General features: G+C 73.0%; 20 protein-coding genes and 1 riboswitch. Of the genes, 9 read left to right on the plus strand and 11 right to left on the minus strand.

The window, feature by feature from the left end; genetic code table 11:
- Positions 1–78: 78 nt before the first annotated feature.
- The gene (locus ABT295_RS05255) at positions 79–684 is read left to right on the plus strand and encodes a YceI family protein (protein WP_352393354.1); all 606 of its coding nucleotides are present in this window, start codon (positions 79–81) and stop codon (positions 682–684) included.
- 155 nt (positions 685–839) lie between these two features.
- On the opposite strand, the gene ABT295_RS05260 is transcribed toward ABT295_RS05255, so the two are convergent.
- The 3 genes from ABT295_RS05260 to ABT295_RS05270 form a co-directional block, all read right to left on the minus strand.
- On the minus strand, positions 840–1,499 hold the full coding sequence (locus ABT295_RS05260; RefSeq protein ID WP_352393355.1) for a regulatory protein RecX: 660 nt from the start codon (positions 1,497–1,499) through the stop codon (positions 840–842).
- Between the two features lie 2 nt (positions 1,500–1,501).
- Complete coding sequence (recA, locus tag ABT295_RS05265) at positions 1,502–2,551, minus strand: recombinase RecA (protein ID WP_352393356.1); 1,050 nt, start codon at positions 2,549–2,551, stop codon at positions 1,502–1,504.
- 241 nt (positions 2,552–2,792) lie between these two features.
- A complete protein-coding gene (locus ABT295_RS05270) occupies positions 2,793–3,035 on the minus strand; it encodes a DUF3046 domain-containing protein (RefSeq protein ID WP_345506796.1) in 243 nt (80 codons plus the stop codon).
- A gap of 161 nt (positions 3,036–3,196) precedes the next feature.
- On the opposite strand from ABT295_RS05270, the gene ABT295_RS05275 reads away from it, so the two are divergent.
- Entirely contained in the window at positions 3,197–4,909 is a 1,713-nt protein-coding gene (locus ABT295_RS05275; RefSeq protein WP_352393357.1) for a DUF3352 domain-containing protein, read from the plus strand.
- A 92-nt stretch (positions 4,910–5,001) separates the two neighbouring features.
- Here ABT295_RS05275 and ABT295_RS05280 read toward each other — a convergent pair whose 3' ends face one another.
- The 6 genes from ABT295_RS05280 to rimO all read right to left on the minus strand — a co-directional run bounded on the left by ABT295_RS05280 (position 5,002) and on the right by rimO (position 10,218).
- The gene (locus tag ABT295_RS05280) at positions 5,002–6,099 is read right to left on the minus strand and encodes a mandelate racemase/muconate lactonizing enzyme family protein (protein WP_352393358.1); all 1,098 of its coding nucleotides are present in this window, start codon (positions 6,097–6,099) and stop codon (positions 5,002–5,004) included.
- Positions 6,096–6,968 (minus strand): serine hydrolase, encoded by an 873-nt coding sequence (locus tag ABT295_RS05285; protein WP_352393359.1) that lies wholly within the window; start codon positions 6,966–6,968, stop codon positions 6,096–6,098. Before ABT295_RS05285 ends, ABT295_RS05280 begins: the two co-directional genes overlap by 4 nt.
- Positions 6,969–6,985: 17 nt before the next feature.
- Complete coding sequence (locus ABT295_RS05290) at positions 6,986–7,288, minus strand: helix-turn-helix domain-containing protein (protein WP_345506792.1); 303 nt, start codon at positions 7,286–7,288, stop codon at positions 6,986–6,988.
- Entirely contained in the window at positions 7,266–7,877 is a 612-nt protein-coding gene (locus ABT295_RS05295; RefSeq protein WP_352393360.1) for a CinA family protein, read from the minus strand. Before ABT295_RS05295 ends, ABT295_RS05290 begins: the two co-directional genes overlap by 23 nt.
- Positions 7,878–7,954: 77 nt before the next feature.
- A complete protein-coding gene (pgsA, locus tag ABT295_RS05300) occupies positions 7,955–8,746 on the minus strand; it encodes a CDP-diacylglycerol--glycerol-3-phosphate 3-phosphatidyltransferase (RefSeq protein ID WP_352393361.1) in 792 nt (263 codons plus the stop codon).
- Positions 8,743–10,218 (minus strand): 30S ribosomal protein S12 methylthiotransferase RimO, encoded by a 1,476-nt coding sequence (rimO, locus tag ABT295_RS05305; RefSeq protein ID WP_352393362.1) that lies wholly within the window; start codon positions 10,216–10,218, stop codon positions 8,743–8,745. Before rimO ends, pgsA begins: the two co-directional genes overlap by 4 nt.
- 28 nt (positions 10,219–10,246) lie before the next feature.
- On the opposite strand from rimO, the gene ABT295_RS05310 reads away from it, so the two are divergent.
- The gene (locus tag ABT295_RS05310; protein WP_502991072.1) at positions 10,247–11,467 is read left to right on the plus strand and encodes a dipeptidase; all 1,221 of its coding nucleotides are present in this window, start codon (positions 10,247–10,249) and stop codon (positions 11,465–11,467) included.
- A gap of 73 nt (positions 11,468–11,540) precedes the next feature.
- On the opposite strand, the gene ABT295_RS05315 is transcribed toward ABT295_RS05310, so the two are convergent.
- Positions 11,541–12,284, minus strand: coding sequence for an ion channel (locus ABT295_RS05315; RefSeq protein ID WP_352393364.1), 744 nt, complete (start codon positions 12,282–12,284; stop codon positions 11,541–11,543).
- 101 nt (positions 12,285–12,385) lie between these two features.
- On the opposite strand from ABT295_RS05315, the gene ABT295_RS05320 reads away from it, so the two are divergent.
- The 6 genes from ABT295_RS05320 (at position 12,386) to ABT295_RS05345 (ending at position 20,158) form a co-directional block, all read left to right on the plus strand.
- Positions 12,386–12,472, plus strand: coding sequence for a potassium-transporting ATPase subunit F (locus ABT295_RS05320; protein WP_352394691.1), 87 nt, complete (start codon positions 12,386–12,388; stop codon positions 12,470–12,472).
- Positions 12,472–14,118 carry a potassium-transporting ATPase subunit KdpA gene (gene kdpA, locus ABT295_RS05325; protein ID WP_352393365.1) on the plus strand — a complete coding sequence of 549 codons (1,647 nt, stop codon included), beginning with the start codon at positions 12,472–12,474 and terminating at the stop codon, positions 14,116–14,118. The genes ABT295_RS05320 and kdpA overlap by 1 nt, the downstream gene beginning before the upstream one ends.
- The gene (gene kdpB / locus ABT295_RS05330) at positions 14,115–16,256 is read left to right on the plus strand and encodes a potassium-transporting ATPase subunit KdpB (protein WP_502991073.1); all 2,142 of its coding nucleotides are present in this window, start codon (positions 14,115–14,117) and stop codon (positions 16,254–16,256) included. The genes kdpA and kdpB overlap by 4 nt, the downstream gene beginning before the upstream one ends.
- 115 nt (positions 16,257–16,371) lie before the next feature.
- Positions 16,372–16,902 carry a potassium-transporting ATPase subunit KdpC gene (gene kdpC, locus ABT295_RS05335; protein WP_502991128.1) on the plus strand — a complete coding sequence of 177 codons (531 nt, stop codon included), beginning with the start codon at positions 16,372–16,374 and terminating at the stop codon, positions 16,900–16,902.
- Positions 16,903–16,919: 17 nt separating this feature from the next.
- Positions 16,920–19,484, plus strand: a complete 2,565-nt coding sequence (locus tag ABT295_RS05340; protein WP_352393367.1) for a DUF4118 domain-containing protein — start codon at positions 16,920–16,922, stop codon at positions 19,482–19,484.
- Complete coding sequence (locus ABT295_RS05345; protein WP_352393368.1) at positions 19,481–20,158, plus strand: response regulator; 678 nt, start codon at positions 19,481–19,483, stop codon at positions 20,156–20,158. Before ABT295_RS05340 ends, ABT295_RS05345 begins: the two co-directional genes overlap by 4 nt.
- Positions 20,159–20,161: 3 nt before the next feature.
- Here ABT295_RS05345 and ABT295_RS05350 read toward each other — a convergent pair whose 3' ends face one another.
- On the minus strand, positions 20,162–23,131 hold the full coding sequence (locus ABT295_RS05350) for an FtsK/SpoIIIE family DNA translocase (protein WP_352393369.1): 2,970 nt from the start codon (positions 23,129–23,131) through the stop codon (positions 20,162–20,164).
- Between the two features lie 198 nt (positions 23,132–23,329).
- A riboswitch (SAM riboswitch) is annotated at positions 23,330–23,455 on the plus strand.
- Positions 23,456–23,466: the final 11 nt, after the last annotated feature.

Below are 23,466 nucleotides of genomic sequence, written 5' to 3' on the forward strand. Positions count from 1 at the left end.
CGACCTTGCTTGACAGTTCAACAACTTCGGACCATCCTAGTTGTTGAAAGTTCAATAACCTACTCCGAAGGATCCGACATGGGACTGTTCAACCGCACCAAGGACGACGCCGTCACCGAGACGCCCTCCGTCGCCGTGGCCGACATCGCCGGCGACTACACCCTCGACCCGAGCCACACGCGCATCGGCTTCTCGGCCCGCCACGCCATGGTCACCAAGGTGCGCGGCCACTTCGACGAGTTCGAGGGCACGGCGCACATCGACACCACGACGCCCGCCAACTCCTCGGTCACCGTGACCATCTCCGCGGCGAGCGTCACGACCGGCAACGAGCAGCGTGACGGTCACCTCAAGACCCCCGACTTCTTCGACATCGCGAACTACCCGCAGATCACCTTCGTCTCGACCGACGTCGAGCGCGACGGCACCGAGTGGGCCATCTCGGGCGACCTCACCATCAACGGCGTGACCAAGACGGTGACGATCCCCTTCGAGGAGACCGGCTCGGCCAAGGACCCGTTCGGCAACACCCGCGTCGGCTTCGAGGGTGAGGTCACCATCGACCGCACCGAGTGGAACCTCTCCTTCAACGCCGCCCTCGAGACCGGTGGCGTCCTCGTCAGCGAGAAGGTCAAGCTCGAGTTCGACGTGTCGGCCATCGCGAACGTGCCCGCACAGGCCTGAGCGAGCCCAGCACGACGCCCGAGGGGTGGGAACCGGACCGGTTCCCACCCCTTTGCGCTACCCGGCGCCACGACCACCCGGCATCCCTGGCACTCCGCACCCTCGGCACCCTCGCCACCCGTCGTCGCGCTCCGCGACGGCCCGGGGCCACTCGGTCAGTCGCGCTCGTGCTCGGGCAGGCCGTCGAGCGCGTCGCGGATGACGGGCCAGGCCATCTCCCCCGGGTAGCCCTTGCGGGCGAGCATGCCGGCGAGCCGCCGCGCCTGGACGTCGGGCGCGAGCCCGCGCATCGAGCGCAGCTTCTTGGCGACGAGCTGCTCGGCCCGCAGCCGTTCGTCCCCCGGGCCGACCTGCTCGAGAGCCTCGTCGGCGAGCTCCTGGTCGATGCCCTGCTTGCGCAGCTCGTGCGCGAGGGCCCGGCGGGCCAGCCCCCGGTCGGACTGCTTCGAGCGGACGAGCATCTGGGCGTAGGCCTCGTCGTCGACGAGCCCGACCTCGGTCATCCGGTCGAGCACGCGGGCGGCAACGTCGTCGGCGCAGCCGCGCTGGCGCAGCTTCTTCTCGAGCTGCACGCGACTGCGTGGAGCCATGCTCAGCTGGCGCAGCACGATGGCGCGCGCCACCGAGTCGGCGTCGGCCTCGGGCGGCTGGGCCTCGGTGTCCTCGGGCGGCGGCGCCCACTCGGGCCGCTCCCCCGCCGGCGCCGAGCCCCAGGGGGCCCGCACGCCCGCGACACCCTCGGCCTCGGCGAGAGCGGCGGCGGCGCGGGCCCGGCGCTCCGCCGGGCTCGCGCCGCCGTGCTGTGGTCCGGTCACGATCAGAAGTCGACGGGCACGTCCGCGACCTCGGCCGGCTGGTCGACACGGGGGCCCACCCCGAGCTTCTCCTTGACCTTCTTCTCGATCTCGTCGGCGAGGTCGGGGTTGTCCTTGAGGAAGTTGCGGGCGTTCTCCTTGCCCTGGCCCAGCTGGTCGCCCTCGTAGGTGTACCAGGCACCGGCCTTGCGGACGAAGCCGTGCTCGACGCCCATGTCGATGAGCCCGCCCTCCCGGGAGATGCCCTGGCCGTAGAGGATGTCGAACTCGGCCTGCTTGAACGGCGGGGAGACCTTGTTCTTGACGACCTTGACGCGCGTGCGGTTGCCGACCGGGTCGGTGCCGTCCTTGAGCGTCTCGATGCGACGGACGTCGAGACGGACCGAGGCGTAGAACTTCAGCGCCTTGCCACCCGTCGTGGTCTCGGGCGAGCCGAACATGACGCCGATCTTCTCGCGGAGCTGGTTGATGAAGATGGCCGTCGTGCCGGTGTTGTTGAGCGCACCGGTGAGCTTGCGCAGCGCCTGGCTCATGAGGCGGGCCTGCAGGCCGACGTGGCTGTCGCCCATCTCGCCCTCGATCTCGGCCCGCGGCACGAGCGCGGCGACCGAGTCGATGACGATGATGTCGAGGGCGCCGGAGCGGATCAGCATGTCGGCGATCTCGAGCGCCTGCTCACCCGTGTCGGGCTGCGACACGAGCAGCGCGTCGGTGTCGACACCGAGCTTCTTGGCGTACTCGGGGTCGAGGGCGTGCTCCGCGTCGATGAACGCCGCGATGCCGCCGGCCTTCTGCGCGTTCGCGACGGCGTGGAGGGCGACCGTCGTCTTGCCCGAGGACTCCGGGCCGTAGACCTCGACGACACGGCCGCGCGGGAGACCGCCGATGCCGAGCGCGACGTCGAGCGCGATCGAGCCCGTCGGGATCACCTCGATCGGCGGGCGGATGTCGTCGCCGAGGCGCATCACGGCGCCCTTGCCGTAGCTCTTCTCGATCTGCCCCATCACCGAGGAGAGGGCCTTGTCCTTGTCCTTCGTCTGCACCGAAGCCATGTCGGTCACCTATCTGCCGTCTGCGTTGCGGTCGTCTACCTTCGACCCGGGCCGAGGCCTCGCCGGTGCGAGATCCGCTGTCGGGTCAGACGTTAGGTGCCGGCGCCGACATCGGGGTGTTCCACGAGACGGCCTGTGGACGACGGGGGTGGTGGCGCAGGACCTGTGGAGAACACTACCGAACACGTGTTCGACCCGGTGCACGACACGCCGCGACCTGCCGCGACACGTGGTCGCGGGCTCACCGACCCGACCGACCACCCTCCGCGCCCCGCGCGACGCGGGTGTCGCGGCCGAGACGTCGCGCCGGCGGCACGTCCATGTCGACGCAGAGCGCCTCCCACACCGCCCGCGGGGGCTCGCCGTCGGCGAGGGCCTGCGCGGCCGTGCGGTTGCCGAGCGCCCCGATCACGTGGTCTCGGGCGAGCGACCCGGCATACGCCGCGCCGAACTCGTCGTCCATCAGGGTCCAGAAGTGGCTCATCCGCACTCCTGCAGTCTGCCACTCCCCCGACGGGAACCCCGCCGCGCACACCCGGCGTCCGAGGGGTTGCCGCAAGCGCGCACGCCCGCGTGCCGCGACCGGTATCGTCCTCTTCCGCCCGTGCCCACGCGGGCCCACAGCACACGTCAGGGGAGCAACCGATGACCGAAGACAACCCGGGACCCACCGAGGGTCCCTCCGCCGCGCCGGACCCGTCGGCTGCCGGCACGCCCGGCCCGGAGACCACGCAGGCCGTCCCGACCGAGCACACCGTGCCGGTGCCCCAGTACTCCTACCCCACCGGTGCCGACGCGACGTCCGCGCCGGGGCAGGTGCCCACCGCCGCACCCGCCGCACCTGCCGCATCCGCCGCGGCCGGCGTCGCGCTGGCAGACGAGGCGACGCCGCCCACGGCCGGCGGTCGCCGCCGCACGGGCCTGCTCGTCGGGGCGCTCGCGACGGTGCTCGTGCTCGGCGGTGCCGGCTACGTCGCCACCACTCAGCTGAGCGGCGGCGGCGCCCAGCCCGCCGACGTGCTGCCCGGCGACGCCTACGCCTACGTGCGGCTCGACATCGACCCGTCGGCGGGCCAGAAGATCGCCGCCGTCCGCTTCCTCGGCAAGCTGCCGCAGGTCAAGGACACCCTCGGCAGCGACGACCCGCGCAAGAAGCTCTGGGAGCTCGCGACGAAGGACTCGAGCAACGCCTGCGCGGCGAAGTTCAGCTACGACTCCGACATCGCCCCGTGGCTCGGCGACCGCGCCGGTGCCGCCCTCCGCCCCGGCGGCACGAGCGACAAGCCGAACGTCGCGATCGCCGTGCAGGTCAAGGACGAGGACGCCGCCAAGGACACGCTGACGAAGCTGCTCGCGTGCGACACCGACGGCACGGGCGCGGAGCTGCGGATGAAGGACGGCTACGCCCTCATCACGCCGAAGGGGACCGGCGACGCCACCGTCGCGGCCGTCGACCGCGGCTCGCTCGCCGACAGCGCGACGTTCGCCGACGACATGGGCGCGCTCGGCGAGCAGGGCGTCATGTCGGCCTGGTTCGACGCGACCAACGGGGTCAAGGAGATCTCGAAGCTCGGTGGGTCCGGGATGGACTCGACCCTGGCGACCGCCGGGGCCAAGGGCCGCTTCGCCGCCGCCCTGCGCTTCGACGCCGACTACGTCGAGCTGTCGGGCGTCTTCCGCGGCGCCGACGGGACGAAGGCGGTCAAGGGCGACGGCGCGCAGCTCGTCAACCTCCCCGACAACACCGTCGCGGCCATGCACCTCGCCGGGGGCGACCAGCTCGTCGACGCCGCGTGGCCGCAGCTGAAGAAGCAGCTCGACTCGCTGGGTTCGGCCCAGGGCCAGCGCGACCTCGTCGGCCAGCTCGAGGACCAGCTCGACGTCAAGCTGCCCGACGACCTCAAGCTGCTCCTCGGCCGGTCGTTCACCCTCGCCCTGCCCGACCAGGACTTCCAGAGCGGGACGTTCAGCATCGGTGGCAAGGTCGTCACGAGCGACGCGAAGCGCGCCGACGAGCTGCTCGGCCGCCTCAGCGCCCTCGCGGGCGGTGGCACCGACCCGCTGACCCACTCGGTCGACGGCGACACCGTCTACGCGGCGACGACCCAGGCCTACGCCGACGCCCTCAAGGCCGGCGGCAAGCTCGGTGACAGCGACGCGTTCAAGCTGGCCGTGGGTGACGTCTCGTCGTCGACGACGGCCGTCTTCGTCGACCTCGACAAGATCGAGAAGCTCTACCTCGGCGAGATGAAGGGCGATCAGAAGTCGTTCGTCGAGGCGCTGCGCTCCGTCGGCATCAACCAGTCGAGCACCGGCGACGGCGAGGGCACCTTCTCGCTGCGTCTCGTCGGCAACTGACCGACCCCGTCCGCACGACCGAGGGCCCCGCCGGTGGCGGGGCCCTCAGTCGTCCCGGCCCGGTCGCCCTGGCCGCGTCCCTGACCTGCGTCTCAGGCGCGCCGCGTGATGCCGAACCCGCCCGCCGCAGGGAGCTGGATCTCGTTGTCGGAGTAGGCGATTCCGCCCTCGACGGGAGACGCGACCGACCACCACGCGGCATCGAGGTCGCTCACCTCGGTCGTCGGCTCGGCCGCGACGAGCGCCGCGGCGGCACCCACACCGATGTGGCTCTCCATCATCGAGCCGACGATGGTGCGCAGCCCCGCCTCGTGCGCACGGCGCAGCAGGTCGCGGCCCGTCGTCAGCGACCCGCACTTGGCGAGCTTGACGTTGACGAGGTCGGCGGCGCCGAGCCGGATGATTCGCTCGAGGTCGTGCGGCCCGTAGCAGGACTCGTCGGCCATGACCGGCAGCCCGACCCGTTCGCGCACCCACGCGAGGCCCTCGACGTCCTCGGCGACGACGGGCTGCTCGACGAACTCGACGCCGAGGTCGGCCACCTCGAGCGCACGGATGACCTGCACCGCCTCCTCCCGGGTCCAGCCCTGGTTGGCGTCGAGGCGGATCGCCACGTCGGCCCCGACCGCGTCACGCACCGCGGCCACCCGCTGCACGTCGGTGCTCGCGTCGGTGCCCACCTTCATCTTCAGCGTGCGGAAGCCCTCGGCGACCCGCCGCCGCGCGGTGTCGGCGAGGGCGTCGGCCGCGCCCGCCGAGAGGGTGACGTCGGTCGTCAGCCGGTCACGGATGCCGTCCGGCCGGCCGGCGAGCAGCGCGGCGACGGAGGTGCCCTCCGCCTGGGCGACGAGGTCGTGCAGGGCCGCGTCGACGGCGGCCTTGGCCCCGAAGTTGCGTGCCACGGCGCGCTGCACGAGGGCGGCCGCCGCGGCGAGGTCGTCACGGTCGTCGAGCGGCCGGCCGACGACGACCGGGGCCAGCATCTGCTCGATGCACGCCGTCGCGCCGGCGAGCGACTCCCCCGTCACCTGCCAGACCTGGGGCGCCTCGCCCCAGCCCGTGCGGCCGTCGCTGTCGGTGACCGTGACGACCACGGTGTCGGTCGTCTCGGTGCGGCGCAGCGCCGTGACGAAGGGCGTGTGCAGGCGCACCGAGGAGGGCATCGCGCTGACGCGGTCGATGGTCGTCATGCCCGCGCCTCCTCGGCGTGGGCCGCGGCCCACACGTCGCGCGCGACGCCGGCCACGAAGGCCGCCGCCTCGGTCTCCTCGAGGTCGATCGTCGTGCACACCGCGAGGACGAAGGGCTCCTCGCCCTCCGGGCGCACGAGGGCCACGTCGTGCGAGACGCCCGGGATCCAGCCGGACTTGCTCGCGGTGGGCGTGCCCGCGGGCAGGCCGGCAGGCACCTGGTCGACGTGCTGCTGCCGCGCGAGCAGCCCCTCGACGGGGCCGAGCACCGGCTCGCCGCCGAGCGCCGCGTCGCGCCGGCCCACGGCCGCCATGACGAGCCCGAGGTCGGATGCCGTCACCGTGTTCGTGATGCCGGCCGCGCGGGCGGCGCCGTCCTCGATGCCCCGGCCGACGACGGTGCGGGGCGAGCACCCCACGAGACGCAGCACCTCGGCGACCTCCTCGAGCCCGACGACGTCGAGGAGCAGGTTGGTCGCGATGTTGCTCGACTCCGTGATGGCGGCGTCGGCGAGCTCGGCCACGGTGCGGCTGCCGCCCACCGCGCCCCACGTGAGCGGGTCCTGGTCCTCGCTCTCGTCGAGCGCGAAGGGGGTGCCGTCGAGTACGGAGGCGAAGGTGCCGGTCACCGGCACGTCCGCGTGCAGGTCGATCTCCCCGCGCACGGCCCGCCGGTGGGCCGCGACGACGAGCGGCAGCTTCATCGTCGAGGCGGCGTAGTGCGGGGCCTCCGCCTCGTGCGTGTAGCGCGGGCGACCGTCGAGGTCACCGAACCAGACCGACACCGAGGCGGGACCACCACCCCGGGCGCGGTGGTCGACGACGGCCCGATGCAGGCGGGAGTCCAGGTCCGAGAAGGGCGTTGGCACCCTGAAACGGTAGACGATCAGGCAGCGGAGGCCGACACCACGTCGCCGGTCGGGACCGGCAGGGTGACGGTCGTCGCCATCCCCTCGCTCTCGGCCATGCGGCTCGAGACGTCGATGAGGACCTGCGAGAGAGGCAGCTCGAGCGCCCCGCAGATGGAGGCCAGCAGCTCGGACGAGGCCTCCTTCTCGCCCCGCTCGACCTCGCTGAGGTAGCCGAGCGAGACGGATGCCGTCGCCGAGACCTCACGGAGCGTGCGGCCCTGGGCGCGACGGCGCTCACGCAGGACGTCGCCGAGCTCACGTCGCAGGAGTGTCACCATGTCGCCCTCCTTCGGGTCGCTGAGTCGGATCGGTGGGGTCGCGGTCGGTCTCCGGGCCGGTCGCTAGGGCTACCGTACCCCGTGCCTCCCCCGGTGGCGCAGGAGTTCGGCCGGTGGCGCCGGCCTGCTCGACCGCGAGCCGCAGCACGGCCTCGACCGTGCCCGCCCGGATCTGCGCCCGGCTCCCGTTCAACCGCAGGGCCCGCGTGACTGTTCCCACCGGACCGGCCACGGCGACGTGCACGGTGCCGGCCGGCTTGCCCTCCGCGGGTCCGGGTCCCGCCACCCCGGTCGTGGCCAGCCCCCACGTCGCGCCGAGCCGGCGGCGTGCCCCCTCGGCCATGGCGAGCGCCACCTGCGGGTCGACCGTCCCCACCTGCGCCACGAGCGCCGCCGGCACGTCGAGGAGCAGCGTCTTGAGCTCGGCGGCATACGCGACGACACCTCCGCGGAGCACGGCCGAGGCCCCGGGCGTGTCGGCGACGGTCGCCGCGACGAGGCCCGCCGTCAGCGACTCGGCGCACGCGAGCGTCTGCCCGGCGGACGTCAGCAGGGCGACGAGCTCGGCGCCCGCCGACGCCGGGGACACCGCGGACGCAGTAGGCGCAGCCGGTTCGGCCGGCTCTGCCGGTGGCGTCGGCCCAGTGCGGCGGTCGGCAGCCACGCTCAGTTCCGCTCCGTGGTCCGCCCGGTGGTCCGCCCGGTGGTCCGCCCGGTGGTCGGCTCGGTGGTCCGGTCGGGGGTCGTCGACTCGTGCGGCTGCGGCAGGCGTGCGGGCTCCGACGCGTCGAGCGCGCCGGCCGACCGGGCGGCACCCGCGGCGGCTCGCGCGGCACGGCGCAGCCGCGTGCGCTCGCTCGTCTGGCGCAGCCGGGCCGCCTTGAAGACGTAGTCGACCCCGCTCACGACCGTCATGACGAAGGCCGCACCGAGCAGGACGTAGGCGATCGTCGTCAGCACGTCGCCGAAAGGCCAGACCCAGAGGGGCAGCGTGAGCGAGCCGAGCGACAGTGTCTGGAGCATCGTCTTCAGCTTGCCGCCGCGGCCGGCCGGCATGACCCCGTGCCGGATGACGACGAAGCGCAGCACCGTGATGCCGATCTCGCGCACGAGGATGACGACGGTGACCCACCACCACACGACCCCGAGGAGCGAGAGGCCGATGAACGCCGTGCCCGTCAGGGCCTTGTCGGCGATGGGGTCGGCGACCTTGCCGAAGTTCGTGATCTCGCCGCGGCGCCGCGCGAGCTTGCCGTCCACCCCGTCGGTGACCGCGGCGACCGCGAAGACCACCCAGGCCCAGAAGCGCCACCACGGCTGCTCCCCGCCGCCTTGGAAGAGCAGCACGGCGTAGACGGGCACGAGGAGGAAGCGCAGCACCGTCAGGGCGTTCGGCAGGTTCCAGTCGGTGGGTTTGGGCGACGGGCCCTCGCCCCGGTGGAGGGTCTCCTTCGTCATCGCGGCTCCGCGAGCAGGTCGATCCCCTCGGTGCCGACGACGACCGCCGCCACGAGGTCGCCGACCCGGGGCGCCGGAGCGCCCTCGGGCACGTGCACGATCGTCACGCCGTCGACGTCGGGGCCCTGGAAGTCCGCCCGGCCGATGACCGACCCGTCCTCCTCGTCGATCTCCTCGACGAGCACGACGACGCGCTCGCCGACGCGCTCCTCGGCGCGCTGGGCGTTGAGCTCCTCGACGAGCCGCGTGAAGCGGTCGAGCCGCTCTGCGACGACCTCGGGAGCGAGCTTGCCGGCATACCCCTCGGCCTCGGTGCCGTCCTCGTCGGAGTAGCCGAAGACGCCGACGACGTCGAGGCGGGCGGCGGTGAGGAACGCCTCGAGCTCGGCGAGGTCGGCCTCGGTCTCGCCGGGGAAGCCGACGATGACGTTGCACCGGATGCCTGCGTGCGGCGCGTCGGCCCGAACGCGGGCGAGCAGGTCGAGGAAGGCCTCGCGCGAGCCGAAGCGGCGCATCGAGCGCAGCAGGGGCTCCGACGCGTGCTGGAAGGAGATGTCGTAGTACGGCACGACGCCGGGGGTGTCGGCCATGGCCCGCAGCAGGCCGGGTCGGATCTCGGCCGGCTGGAGGTAGGAGACGCGCACGCGCTCGACGCCCTCGATGGCGGTCAGCTCGGGCAGCAGCTTCTCGAGCAGGGCGAGGTCACCGAGGTCCTTGCCGTAGCTCGTCGAGTTCTCGGAGACGAGGAAGAGCTCCTTGACGCCCTGCTCGGCGAGCCAGCGTGCCTCGGCGACGATGTCGGCCGGACGCCGCGAGAGGAAGGCGCCGCGGAACATCGGGATGGCGCAGAACGAGCACCGGCGGTCGCAGCCCGACGCGATCTTGAGCGGGGCCCACGGGCGCCCGTCGAGGCGGGCCCGGATGACGCGCGGGCCGCTGGCCGGCGTCGGCACGTCGGCGTCGGCGAGGTCGGGACGCTCGTCGCCGTGCCCGGGCAGGGCGACACCGGCCGAGCCGGCCTGGCGCTCGACGGGGGTCAGCGGCAGCAGGGTGCGGCGGTCGCCCGGCGTGTGGCTCTCGACGTGGCCGCCGGCGAGGATCGTCTGCAGGTGCGCGCTCATGTCGCGGTAGGAGTCGAAGCCGAGCACGGCGTCGGCCTCGGGCAGCTGGTCGGCGAGCTCCTTGCCGTAGCGCTCGGCGAGGCAGCCGACCGCGACGACCTTCTGCGTGCGGGCACCGTCGCCCTTGAGGTCGGAGGCCTCGAGCAGCGCGTCGATGGAGTCCTTCTTGGCCTGCTCGACGAAGCCGCAGGTGTTGACGACGGCGACGTCGGCCTCGGACGCGTCGTCGACGAGACGCCAGCCCTCGGCGAGCAGCCGGCCGGCCAGCTCCTCGGAGTCGACCTCGTTGCGCGTGCACCCGAGGGTGACGAGTGCGACGCTCTTGTCGGCGCTCGGGTGGGGAGGGGTCATGCGTCCACTCTAGAGGCCGGGGTGTTCAATGGCCGACATGCTCGGACCCGCCCCCCACCGCCGCGACGACCTGCTGGCCCGGGCCCGCGACCTGCTCCGCGAGCACCCGCTCGTCGACGGCCACAACGACCTGCCGTGGGAAGCGCGGGTGCAGACGGGCTACGACTTCGAGGCGCTCGACCTCGCCGGCCCCGTCGCGACGACCCAGACCGACCTCCCCCGCCTCGCCGAGGGCGGCGTCGGCGCGCAGTTCTGGTCGGTCTTCGTGCCGAGCACGCTGCAGGGCGACTCGGCCGTCACGGCCACGCTCGAGCAGGTCGACGGCGTCCACCGGATGATCGGGACGTATGCCGACCGGCTGGCGCTCGCACGGACCGCCGACGAGGTCGAGGCCGCCGCCGCGTCGGGGCGCATCGCCTCGCTCCTCGGCGCCGAGGGCGGGCACTCCATCGGGTGCTCGCTCGGCACGCTCCGACTGCTCCACGTCCTCGGTGTGCGCTACCTGACCCTCACGCACAACGACAACACGCCCTGGGCCGACTCCGCGACCGACGAGCCGGTCGTCGGCGGCCTCAGCGCCTTCGGCCGCGAGGTCGTGCGCGAGATGAACCGCCTGGGAATGATGGTCGACCTCAGCCACGTCGCGGCCACGACGATGCGCGACGCCCTCGGGACCGCCGACGCGCCGGTCGTCTTCAGCCACTCCTCGGCGCTCGCGCTGTGCGACACCCCGCGCAACGTGCCGGACGACGTGCTCGCCGCCCTGCCCGCCAACGGCGGGGTGTGCATGGTGACGTTCGTCCCCGAGTTCGTCTCCCCCGCGACCGCCGCGTGGCGCGTCGAGGCGTCGGCCGCCGCCGCCGAGGTCGGCGTCGACGCCAAGGACTGGGAGGCCTTCGGCCGCTTCACCGCCGGGTGGCAGCGCGAGCACCCCAAGCCCGACGCGACGATCGAGCAGGTCGTCGCGCACCTCGAGCACGTGCGCGAGGTCGCCGGCATCGAGCACGTCGGCATCGGCGGCGACTACGACGGCACCGACACCTTCCCGGTCGGCCTCGAGGACGTCAGCGGCTACCCGCGACTCGTGGCCGCGCTGCTCGAGCGCTCGTGGTCGGAGGCCGACGTCGCCCTGCTCGTGCGCGGCAACACACTGCGCGTCATGCGCGACGTCGAGGCCGTGGCACGCGACCTGCAGACGACCCGGGCCCCGAGCCTCGCGACGTTCGCCGCCCTCGACGGGCCGCGCTGACCGCAGAGCGCGCTGACCGCGCTGACCGCGCTGACCGCGCCGGACGGCATACGTCGTCGGCGCGCCACGCGGCCTACTGGCGGAAGCGGGCGATCGTCAGGCCGACGAGACGGGCGACGACGAGCGCGACGTAGAGCATGCCGGCGATCTGCTGGAGCAGCACGAACGCCCGCGCGTGCGGCTCGACGGCGTAGATGTCCGACAGGCCCGTCGAGGTCATCGTCGTGATGGACAGGTAGAGCAGCTCGAACCACGTGCGGGTGCCGGGGTCCGTCTCGCCGTAGATCGTGAACGAGTTCGGGTAGGCGATCTGCACCGCGAGGTAGAGGTAGGCGAAGCCCCAGGCGACGACGGTGAACGTCGCACCCGTGGCGTAGAGCTCGTCGCGGGTGACCCAGTTGTCGGCGAACATGTACCGGAGCAGGCCGTAGCCCGTGTAGACGTAGAAGCAGGCGTGCAGCACCGAGCTCCAGAAGGTCAGCGTGAGGTTGTCGCTCCAGATCGCCTCGGCGACGGTCAGCACGACGACCGGCCCGCCGAGGATCACCGCGACCCACGTCAGCGCGGGGGTCGCGCGGACCGCGCGGACGGCGAGGAAGAGCACGACGAGGCCGATGAGGCCGAAAATCGCGCGCCCCACCTCCTGCACGTCGCCCTGCCGCGTCTCGATGAACGGGTAGGCGAGCAGCGCTGCGAGCTGGACGAAGAGCAGCAGCGCGCACGGCAGCTCGGCGACCTTGCGGCGCAAGCGGTCCACCCGCGACGGCGGTCCCGTTCGACGCGGTGATGACGGCCAGAGCTCGAGCGACGCACTCACGACTCGGACTCTAGTGGCGCCCCCGTCAAGATCGCGTCAAGAGGTGTCAGCGCGCGGTCAACGTCGCGGTCCCCGCGTGCGGCCACGCCTAGGAAGGAGGCATGTTCTCCACCATCCTCCTCGTCGTGGTCGGGGTCGCCGTGCTGGCCTACCTCGTCCACGTCCTGCTCCACGCGGACCGCTTCTGATGAGCGACACCGCCAGCGGGCTGCTCACCGTCGCCGTCCTCGTCGCCGCCCTCGCCGCCGTCCACGTGCCGCTCGGCGCGTGGATGGCCCGCGTCTTCACCGACACCCGGCACTGGCGCGTCGAGCGCCTCGTCTACCGGCTCTGCCGCGTCGACCCGTCGTCCGAGCAGCGGTGGACGACGTATGCCGTCGCCGTCGTCGGCTTCTCGCTCGTCGGCATCGTGCTGCTCTTCGCGCTCATCGCCCTGCAGGGCGTGCTGCCCCTCGCCCGCGGCGCGTCGATGCACCTCGACACCGCCCTCAACACCGCCGTCTCGTTCGTCACGAACACGAACTGGCAGTCGTACGCCGGCGAGTCGGGCACGTCGCCGCTCGTGCAGACCCTGGGCCTCACGGTCCAGAACTTCGTGTCGCCGGCCGTCGGCCTCGCGGTCGCCGTCGCGCTCGTGCGCGGGCTCGCCCGCTCCGACGGCACGGGACTCGGCAACTTCTGGGTCGACCTCGTGCGCGGCACGGTCCGCGTGCTGCTCCCCCTCGCCCTCGTCGGCGCCGTCGTGCTGCTGCTCGGCGGGGTCGTCCAGAACCTCACCGAGCCGACGACCGTCACGACCGTCTCGGGCGGTTCGCAGGTCCTCCAGGGCGGGCTCGTGGCCTCGCAAGAGGCCATCAAGGAGCTCGGCACGAACGGCGGCGGCTACTTCAACGCGAACTCGGCGCACCCCTTCGAGAACCCCACCGCCGTGACGAACCTCGTCGAGATCTTCCTCATCCTCGTCATCCCGTTCTCGCTGCCGCGGACCTACGGCATCCTCGTCGGCGACCGCCGCCAGGGCTGGACCGTCCTCGGCTTCATGGCCACCCTCTGGGGGCTCATGGTCGCCGCCATCACGTGGGCGGAGGTCAGCGCGGCCGCCGGTCCGCTCGGCGGGCTCGAGGGCAAGGAGGTCCGGTTCGGCACCTGGGCCTCGGCGCTCTTCGCCGCCAGCACGACGGGCACCTCGACCGGTGCCGTCAACTCGATGCACGAGAGCTTCAGCCCGCTCGGTGGTGGCGGGGTGCTCTTCTCGATGCTGCTCGGCGAGGTCTCCCCCGGCGGCGTCGGGTCGGGGCTCTACGGCGCCCTGCTGCTCGCAGTCCTCACCGTCTTCATCTCCGGTCTCATGGTCGGGCGCACGCCCGAGCTGCTCGGCAAGCAGGTCGGGCGCCGCGAGATCACCCTCACCGCGCTCGCGCTGCTCGTCATGCCCGCGCTCGTGCTCGTCTTCACCGGGATCGGCATGGTCGCCCCCCTCGTGTCGTCGCAGATGCTCGCGTCGGGGCCGCACGGGCTCACCGAGGTGATGTACGCCTACGCCTCCGCGGCGAACAACAACGGCAGCGCCTTCGCCGGCTTCTCGGCGGACACGCCCTACACGAACCTCACGCTGGCCCTCTGCATGCTCCTCGGCCGCTTCGTGCCCATCGTCCTCGTGCTGGCCCTCGCGGGTTCGCTCGTCGCCCAACGCCGCCGGCCCGTCAACGCCGGCACCCTGCCCACCCACACGCCCACCTTCGCGGGCCTCTTCGTCGGGGTCGCCGTCGTCGTGACCGGCCTGACGTTCTTCCCCGCGCTCGCTCTCGGTCCCCTCGCGGAGGCACTGTCATGACCCTGTCCCCCTCACCCGCCCCCGTCCACACGCCGGACGAGTCGTCGGCCGGCGGCCCGGGCACGGAACCGGCGATGGCGCCGTCCGCACCCGCACCCGCCCCGTCGTCGCTCCGCGTGCTCGCCCGCCAGCTCGTCGCGACGTTCCCCGAGGCCGTGCGCAAGCTCGACCCGCGGCACGTCTGGCGCAGCCCCGTCGTCTTCGTCGTCTGGGTGGGCTCGCTCCTCACGACGGTCGTCGCCGCCGTCGACCCGTCGTGGTTCGCGTGGAGCACCACCCTGTGGCTCTGGGCCACCGTCCTCTTCGCCAACATGGCCGAGGCCGTCGCCGAGGGCCGGGGCAAGGCCCAGGCCGCGACCCTGCGCGCCGCCCGCACGACGACGACGGCCCGCCGCCGCCTCCCCGACGGCTCGCTCGAGACGGTCGGCGCGGCCGACCTCGGCGTCGGCGACCTCGTCGAGGTGCGCCCCGGCGAGGTCGTGCCCGGTGACGGCGACGTCGTCGAGGGCATGGCCACGGTCGACGAGTCCGCCATCACCGGCGAGTCGGCCCCCGTCATCCGCGAGTCGGGCGGCGACCGCTCGGCCGTGACCGGCGGCACGACGGTGCTCTCGGACGGCATCACCGTGCGCATCACGACCAGGCCCGGCGAGACGTTCCTCGACCGGATGATCGCGCTCGTCGAGGGCGCGGCCCGGCAGAAGACGCCGAACGAGATCGCGCTGACGATCCTGCTCACCACGCTGACGATCATCTTCGTGCTCGCGGTCATGGCGATCCAGCCGCTCGCGGTCTACTCCGGGCAGGCGCAGTCGGTCATCGTGCTCGTCGCGCTCCTCGTCTGCCTCATCCCGACGACGATCGGGGCGCTGCTCTCCGCGATCGGCATCGCCGGCATGGACCGGCTCGTCCAGCACAACGTGCTCGCCATGTCGGGTCGGGCCGTCGAGGCCGCCGGCGACGTGTCGACACTCCTGCTCGACAAGACCGGCACCATCACCTTCGGCAACCGCCGAGCCACCGAGCTGGTCGGCGCCCCCGACCTCGGCGACAGCGAGGTGACCGAGGCCGCCTACCTCGCCTCGCTCGCCGACGAGACGCCCGAGGGTCGCTCGATCGTCGAGCTCGCCGGCGCCAACCTCCCCACGCAGACGAGGGAGCGGTTCGAGGGCCTGCGGCGCGACGGTGCGACGTTCGTGGAGTTCACGGCGCAGACCCGCATGTCGGGCGTCGACCTGCCCGACGGCACGGCCGTGCGCAAAGGCGCGTCCGACGCCGTGTGCCGGTGGGTGGCCGCGGAGCACGGCGACGTGCCGCAGGGCGTGCTGACCGACGTCGCCGCCATCGCGAGCGCCGGCGGCACCCCGCTCGTCGTCGCGTCGCGGCAGCCGGGCCGGGCCGCTCGCGTGCTCGGCGTCGTCCACCTCAAGGACGTGGTCAAGCCCGGCATGAAGGAGCGCTTCGACCAGCTGCGCGCCATGGGCATCCGCACCGTGATGATCACGGGCGACAACCCCCTGACCGCGCGCTCGATCGCGGCCGAGGCCGGCGTCGACGACTTCCTCGCCGAGGCGACGCCCGAGGACAAGATGGCGCTCATCAAGAAGGAGCAGGAGGGCGGCCGGCTCGTCGCGATGACGGGCGACGGCACCAACGACGCGCCCGCCCTCGCCCAGTCCGACGTCGGCGTGGCGATGAACACCGGCACGTCGGCGGCGAAGGAGGCGGCCAACATGGTCGACCTCGACTCGGACCCGACGAAGCTCATCGACATCGTCTCGATCGGCAAGCAGCTGCTCATCACCCGCGGCGCCCTGACGACGTTCTCGATCGCCAACGACATCGCGAAGTACTTCGCCATCATCCCCGCGATGTTCGTCGTGCTCTTCCCGGGCCTCGAGGCGCTCAACGTCATGCGCCTGGCGACGCCCGAGTCGGCGATGCTCTCGGCCGTCATCTTCAACGCGCTCGTCATCGTCGCGCTGATCCCGTTGTCGCTGAGGGGTGTTCGCTACCGCCCGTCCGGCAGCACCGCGCTGCTGCGCCGCAACCTGCTCGTCTACGGCGTCGGTGGGATCGTCGCCCCCTTCATCGGGATCAAGCTCATCGACCTCGTCGTCAGCCACCTGCCGCTGTGACCGCCACGACCCAGCACCTCCCGACCCCTGTGACCCCCGTGACACCCCGTGACCCCGGAAGCGACGTGACCCCGTGAACAACCTCCTGCGCCAGTCCCTCGCCGGTCTCCGCGCGATGCTCGTGCTCACCGTCCTGCTCGGCGTGCTCTACCCGGCGGCCGTGTGGGCCGTCGGCCAGCTCGCGGCCCGTGACCAGGCGGCCGGTTCGCTCGTGCGCGTCGACGGCACGGTCGTCGGCTCGAGCCTCGTCGGCCAGCGCTGGACGGGGGCCGAGTGGTTCCACTCGCGCCCGTCCGCGAGCGACTACGCGGGCGACACGAGCGGCGGCACCAACCTCGGGCCGGGCCCCGACCTGCAGTCGGAGGTGAAGGCTCGTGCGGAGGCCGCCGGCCTCCCGGTGGGCTCCGCGCCCGCCGACGCGCTGACCGCCTCCGGCAGCGGCCTCGACCCGAACATCACGCCGGCGTATGCCGCCGCCCAGGTCGAGCGGGTCGCCGCGGCCCGCGGAGTGGACGCCGCCCGCATCCGGCAGCTCGTCGCCGACCACACCCAGGAGCGCATGCTCGGCTTCCTCGGCCAGCCCCGGGTCGACGTGCTCGGGCTCAACCTCGCCCTCGCGCGCCTCGCGGCGCCGAGCGCGGGGTGACCTGAGAGGATCGGGCCATGGCTCGGGGCTCGCTGCGGATCTACCTCGGGGCGGCGCCCGGCGTCGGCAAGACCGTCGCCATGCTCGACGAGGCGCACCGCCGGCTCTCGCGCGGCACCGACGTCGTCGTCGGCTACGTCGAGACGCACGGGCGGGCGCACACCGCCGTCATGCTCGAGGGCCTCGAGGTGCTCCCGCGCCGCGAGGTCGACCACCGCGGCAGCCGCCTCACCGAGCTCGACGTGGCCGGGGTGCTCGCCCGCCGGCCGGAGGTCGTGCTCGTCGACGAGCTCGCGCACACCAACGTCACGCCGGACGACGCCGCCTCCGGCTCAGGCACGGGCGCCGGCGCCGGTGCCGGGCACGAGAAGCGGTGGCAGGACGTGGAGGAGCTGCTCGACGCCGGCATCGACGTCATCTCGACGGTCAACATCCAGCACCTCGAGTCGCTCAACGACGTCGTCGAGTCGATCACCGGCATCCGGCAGCAGGAGACGGTGCCCGACGAGGTGGTGCGCCGGGCCGACCAGGTGCAGCTCGTCGACATGTCGCCCGAGGCGCTGCGCCGCCGGATGGCGCACGGGAACATCTACGGCCCCGACAAGGTCGATGCCGCGCTCGCCAACTACTTCCGCACCGGCAACCTCTCGGCGCTGCGCGAGATCGCCCTGCTCTGGCTGGCCGATCGCGTCGACGAGGCCCTCGAGCGCTACCGCGCCGACCAGGGCATCTCCGAGCCGTGGCCGGCCCGCGAACGCGTCGTCGTCGCCCTGACCGGTGGGCCCGGCAGCGAGACCCTGCTGCGGCGCGGTGCGCGGATCGCGACCCGCGCCTCGGGCGGCGACCTCATCGCCTGCCACGTCCGCTCCGCCGAGGGGCTCGCCACGACCGAGCCCGCGGTCCTGACCCGGCTGCGACGGCTCGCGGCCGACCTCGGCGCCGAGTTCCACGACGTGTCGGGCCACGACGTCGCCGAGGCCATCCTCGACCACGCCCGGGGCGTCAACGCGACCCAGATCGTCGTCGGGGTGAGCCGACGCAGCCGCTGGCAGCAGATCCTGCGCCCCAGCATCGCCTCGGAGGTGGCCGACGGCTCGGGCGAGATCGACGTCCACCTCGTGTCCCACGAGGGGTCGCGCGTCGGCCGTCGCAGGCGCCGGGCCGGTGGCCTGCCGGTGCGCCGCGTCGTCGGCGGCCTGCTGCTCGCGGTCGTGTCGCTCGCGGCCCTGACCGGGTTGCTCGTCGCGACCCGCGAGGGGCACACGCTCTCGCTCGACCTGCTGCTCTACCTCGCCCTGACGGTCGCGTGCGCGCTCGTCGGAGGCATCTGGCCGGCCCTGTTCTGCGCGGTCGTCGGCTCCCTCGTCGTCAACTGGTTCTTCACCGAGCCGCGCGGCACCCTGACGATCAGCGACCCGCCGAACGCCCTGGCCCTCGCGGTCTTCGTCCTCGTCGCGATGGCGGTCTCATCGGTCGTCAACGTCGCGGCCCGCCGCACCGAGCAGGCCGTGTCGGCCGAGCGGGAGTCGGCGGCCCTCGCGGCCATGAGCCGCGACCTGCTCGCCGAGCCGCGCCCCCTGCCCGCCCTGCTCGACCGGGCCCGCGGCGACCTCGGGATGCGCCGGGCGGTGCTCGGCGAGGTGCACCCGGACGGGCCGGCCACGGTCGTCGCCTCAACCGACCCCGCGCTGCCGACGGGCGGGCTCCTCCCGACCGACACGACGTGGGCCGTCGACGTCGCCGTCGACGACGGCGTGCACCTGCTCCTCGACGGCCCGCCCGTCGCCGCCGAGGACCAGCGCGTCGTCAACGCCTACGCCGCGCACGCGGCCATCCTGCACGCGCGCGAGCAGCTCGTGAGAGCCGCGCGGGACGCCGCCGGCCTGGCCCGCGACAACGCGGCGCGTACGACGCTGCTCGCGGCCGTGTCGCACGACCTGCGCACGCCCCTATCGAGCATCAAGGCCGGTGTCTCGACGTTGCGCCAGGCCGGTCTCGACCTCTCCGCCGACGACGAGGCCGAGCTGCTCGAGTCGGTGGAGGAGAGCGCCGACCGCCTCGACGCCCTCATCGGCAACCTGCTCGACCTCTCCCGGCTCGAGACCGGCGCCCTGCGCGCCCACCACCACAGCGTCGACCTGCTCGACGCGGTCGTCTCCACGGTGCGCACGACTTCCGAGCCGGGCCGCGTCGACGTCGACCTCGAGGCCGACCTGCCCCTCGTGCGGGCCGACCTCGGCCTGCTCGACCGGGTCCTGGCGAACCTCGTCGAGAACGCGCTGCGGCACAGCGGCGACGCCGACGTGCGCCTGACGGCAGGGCGCATCGGCTCGCGCGTCGAGCTGCGGGTCGTCGACCGGGGGCCGGGCGTCGAGGACGCCGACAAGGAGCGCATCTTCGCGGCCTTCCAGCGGGTCGGTGACAGCCCCCAGGGCGACGGGCTCGGACTCGGGCTCGCGGTCGCGCGCGGGCTGACCACCGTCATGGGCGGCACGCTCGTGCCCGAGGACACCCCCGGCGGCGGCCTGACGATGGTCGTCTCGCTGCCGCTCGCCCCCACCGACACCGAGGAGGACGCGTGAGCCGAGTGCTCGTCGTCGACGACGACCCCCGACTGCAGCGCACGCTGACCATCGCCCTGCGCGCCCACGGCAACGAGGTCGTCACCGCGGCCGACGGCCGCACGGCGGTCCAGTCGGTGGGCGAGGACCTGCCGGACGTCGTCATCCTCGACCTCGGGCTGCCCGACCTCGACGGCACCGAGGTGCTGCGCCGCATCCGGGCCACGTCGGTCGTGCCCGTCATCGTGCTCTCGGCGAGGCACGAGTCCGACGACAAGATCGAGGCGCTCGACCTCGGCGCCGACGACTACGTCACCAAGCCCTTCGGGGTCGAGGAGCTGCTGGCCCGCGTGCGCGCGGCCGTGCGGCGCGGCGGTGACGTCGGGCGCCACCTCGAGCCCGTCACGACCGAGCACTTCCGGCTCGACTTCGCCGAGCGCCGCGCGACGGTCGAGGGCGAGGAGGTTCGGCTCACCCCGACCGAGTGGCGGGTGCTCGAGACGCTCTGCCGCGAGCCCGGCCACCTCGTCCTGCAGCAGGACCTGCTGCGCGCGGTCTGGGGGCCGTCGTACGGCAGGGAGTCGAACTACCTGCGCGTCTACGCCAACCAGCTGCGCCGCAAGCTCGAGCCCGACCCCGCCGCGCCCCGGCACCTCGTGACGGAGCCCGGGCTGGGCTACCGCTTCAACCCCTGACCATCAGTCGCGCTCCCGGTAGCCGCGGGCACCGCGGTCGGTGAGGCTCCACGCGTCCTCGGACTCCTCGTCGTCCTCCTCGACCGTCCGCGTCATGTCGCCGGGGGTCCAGCGGGCGGTCGGCGCGGGCCGCTCCTCGTCGTCGTGCTGGCGCTGCTCGCCCCGCTCCGCCACGAGGGATGCCGTGCGCTGCGCGGGTGCAGGGCCGTCCGCTCCGTCGAGGTCGTCCAGGTCGTCCACGTCGTCGCGGTCGTCCATGTCGTCGGGAGCGAACGCGTCCGCCGGCTCGATGTCGACGGGCGGGGGCGCATACGGCTGCGCGGGCTCCACGACGTCGTCGAGGTCGACGGGCTCGTTCGGGTGCGGCACGTCGTCCCCCCGCAGGAGCGCGAGCGTCTGCTCGAGGTCGTCGGGGCGCACGAGCACGTCGCGTGCCTTGGAGCCCTCGCTGGGGCCGACGACCCCACGCGACTCGAGCAGGTCCATGAGCCGGCCGGCCTTGGCGAACCCGACGCGCAGCTTGCGCTGGAGCATCGAGGTCGAGCCGAACTGCGTCGTGACGACGAGCTCGGTGGCCTGGAGCAGCACGTCGAGGTCGTCGCCGATGTCGTCGTCGATCTGCTTCTTCGGTGCCGCGACGGTGACGTCCTCGACGTAGTTCGGCTTCAGCTGGTCGGTGACGAACTTGACGACCTCGTGGATCTCCGACTCGTTGACCCAGGCGCCCTGGACTCGCATCGGCTTGCTCGCGCCCATCGGGAGGAAGAGCGCGTCACCCTGGCCGATGAGCTTCTCCGCACCCGGCTGGTCGAGCACGACGCGGCTGTCGGCGAGCGAGGAGGTGGCGAACGCCATGCGCGAGGGCACGTTGGCCTTGATGAGGCCGGTGACGACGTCGACCGAGGGTCGCTGGGTCGCGAGCACCAGGTGGATGCCGGCCGCGCGGGCCAGCTGGGTGATGCGCACGACCGACTCCTCGACGTCGCGCGGGGCGACCATCATGAGGTCGGCGAGCTCGTCGACGACGACGAGCAGGTAGGGGTAGGTCGTCAGCTGCCGCTGCGAGCCCGGCAGCGGCTTCACCTTGCCGGCCCGCACCGCCTTGTTGAAGTCGTCGACGTGCTTGAAGCCGAACGCCGCGAGGTCGTCGTAGCGCTGGTCCATCTCCTTGACGACCCAGGCGAGCGCCTCGGCGGCCTTCTTGGGGTTCGTGATGATCGGCGTGATGAGGTGCGGGATGCCTTCGTAGGCCGTCAGCTCGACGCGCTTCGGGTCGACGAGGATGAGGCGCACCTCCTCCGGCGTCGAGCGCATGAGGATCGAGGTGATCATCGAGTTGACGAAGCTCGACTTGCCGGAGCCGGTGGCGCCCGCGACGAGCAGGTGGGGCATCTTCGCGAGGTTGGCGATGACGTAGGCGCCCTCGACGTCCTTGCCGACGCCCATGACCATGGGGTGCTCGTTGCTGCGGGCCGTGTGGCTGCGCAGCACGTCGCCGAGCGCGACGTTCTCGCGGTCGAGGTTCGGGATCTCGATGCCGATGGCCGACTTGCCCGGGATGGGGCTGAGGATGCGCACGTCGGCCGAGGCCACGGCGTACGCGATGTTCTTCGACAGGGCGGTGACGCGCTCGACCTTGGTGCCCGAGCCGAGCTCGACCTCGTAGCGCGTGACCGTCGGGCCGCGCGTGAAGCCGGTGACGGCTGCGTCGATGTCGAACTGGTCGAAGACGCCTGTCAGCGACTCGACGACGCGGTCGTTCGTCTCGCTGCGCGTCTTGTGAGGGGCGCCGGGCGTCAGCATGGCCGCGTCGGGCAGGCGGTAGGTGATGTCGCCGCCGAGGCTGAGCTGCTCGACGCGGGCCGGCAGCTCCGACATGGGCGGCGGGATGAGCTCGGCCTTCGGGCCGACCTTGCCGGTGTCGGGGGCGCCGAGGGTCTTCGGGTCCGTGGCGTCGATGACGCGCTCGGCGGACGTGTCGCCGCGCTTCTGGCCGCCCGGTCGGGGCGCGAGCACGCCGGCCGGCGTGGCCCGCTTCTCGCCCGGTCGCGGCTTGCCCGAGTCCTCGCTGGCCTTTTGCGCGGCCTGGCGGAACGCCTCGTCGCCGTCGCGCTCGGCGAGGTCGACGGGCTTGCGACGGGCCCGCTTCACGGCGGCTGCCGGGGCGTCGAGCTCGTCGGCCTCGTCGTCGCCCTCGCGGTGGATGACGAGGGCACGCAGCTGGCGCATCCGCTCGGGGATCATGTTGACGGGCGTCGCCGTGATGACGAGCAGCCCGAAGAGGCCGAGCAGCACGAGCAGGGCGAGCGCGCCGTAGGTCGACACGGCCGCCGCCAGCGGGCTCGAGGCGAGGAAGCCGAGGATGCCGCCGGCAGCGCGCATGCCGTCGGCGCCGTCCGGCGGGTTGGGGATGCCGTCGGCGAGGTGCGCCAGCCCGCACGCGGCGAAGGTCAGGGCGATGGTGCCAACGACGACGCGGTTCGTGGCCGCCTCGTCCTGGGGTGCGCGCAGCATGCGCAGCCCGAGGGCGAGCAGCACGAGCGGCACGGCGTAGGCGACGCGGCCGAAGGTGCCGGCGAAGACGGCGTGCACGACCTGGCCGAAGGTGCCTGAGACGCCCCACCACTCGCGGGCGGCGACGACGACGGCGAGGGCGAGCAGGGCGAAGCCCAGGCCGTCGCGGCGGTGCTCGGGCTCGAGCTCGGCCGCGCTGTGGCCGACCCGGCGCACCGCGCCGCCGGCGAGGTGCGAGACGCCCATCCATGTGTTGCGCACGGCACCGAGCGGGAAGGGCAAGCCGCCCCCACGCGTCTTCGCCGTCTTCGGGGCCGGCTTGCGGGCCGCCGGCTTGCGCTGCGCCGGCCGCGTCGAGCGCGCTGCCGGAGGGCGGGACGAGGCGCCGCTCGAGGAACCCTTGGCGCGCGAGGTGGTCGCGCTGCTGGGTCGTTGGGTGCCGGACGGACGTGTCGCCATGCTGGCACCGTACGTGAACGCCCCTTCGAACTCACGCGTCACACGCGCAACAGCCACCGATTCCGTATGCCGTCCGCACCCCCGGCACCCTCGGGCGGCCTCGGCATGAGCCTCTCGACACACGGGGCGTCTCAGATCTCGACACGACGGGACCGAACGGTGGACAGGCCGCGAGCGGGGCCCCTAACCTCGACGGCAGGTCATGAGTGCCAGCGACAAGCCCCGGCTCGCTGGCCAGCAACCCTCCTCCGCGGTGGGGTGCTCCGGGTGACGACCAGGCCGTCCTCTGCGCGTTCGTGACGCAGAGGCCGGCAAGCGCGGACCTGCAACCGGTG

It is taken from the genome of Terrabacter sp. NPDC000476, assembly GCF_040300125.1.
In the GTDB taxonomy this organism is placed as follows: domain Bacteria; phylum Actinomycetota; class Actinomycetes; order Actinomycetales; family Dermatophilaceae; genus Terrabacter.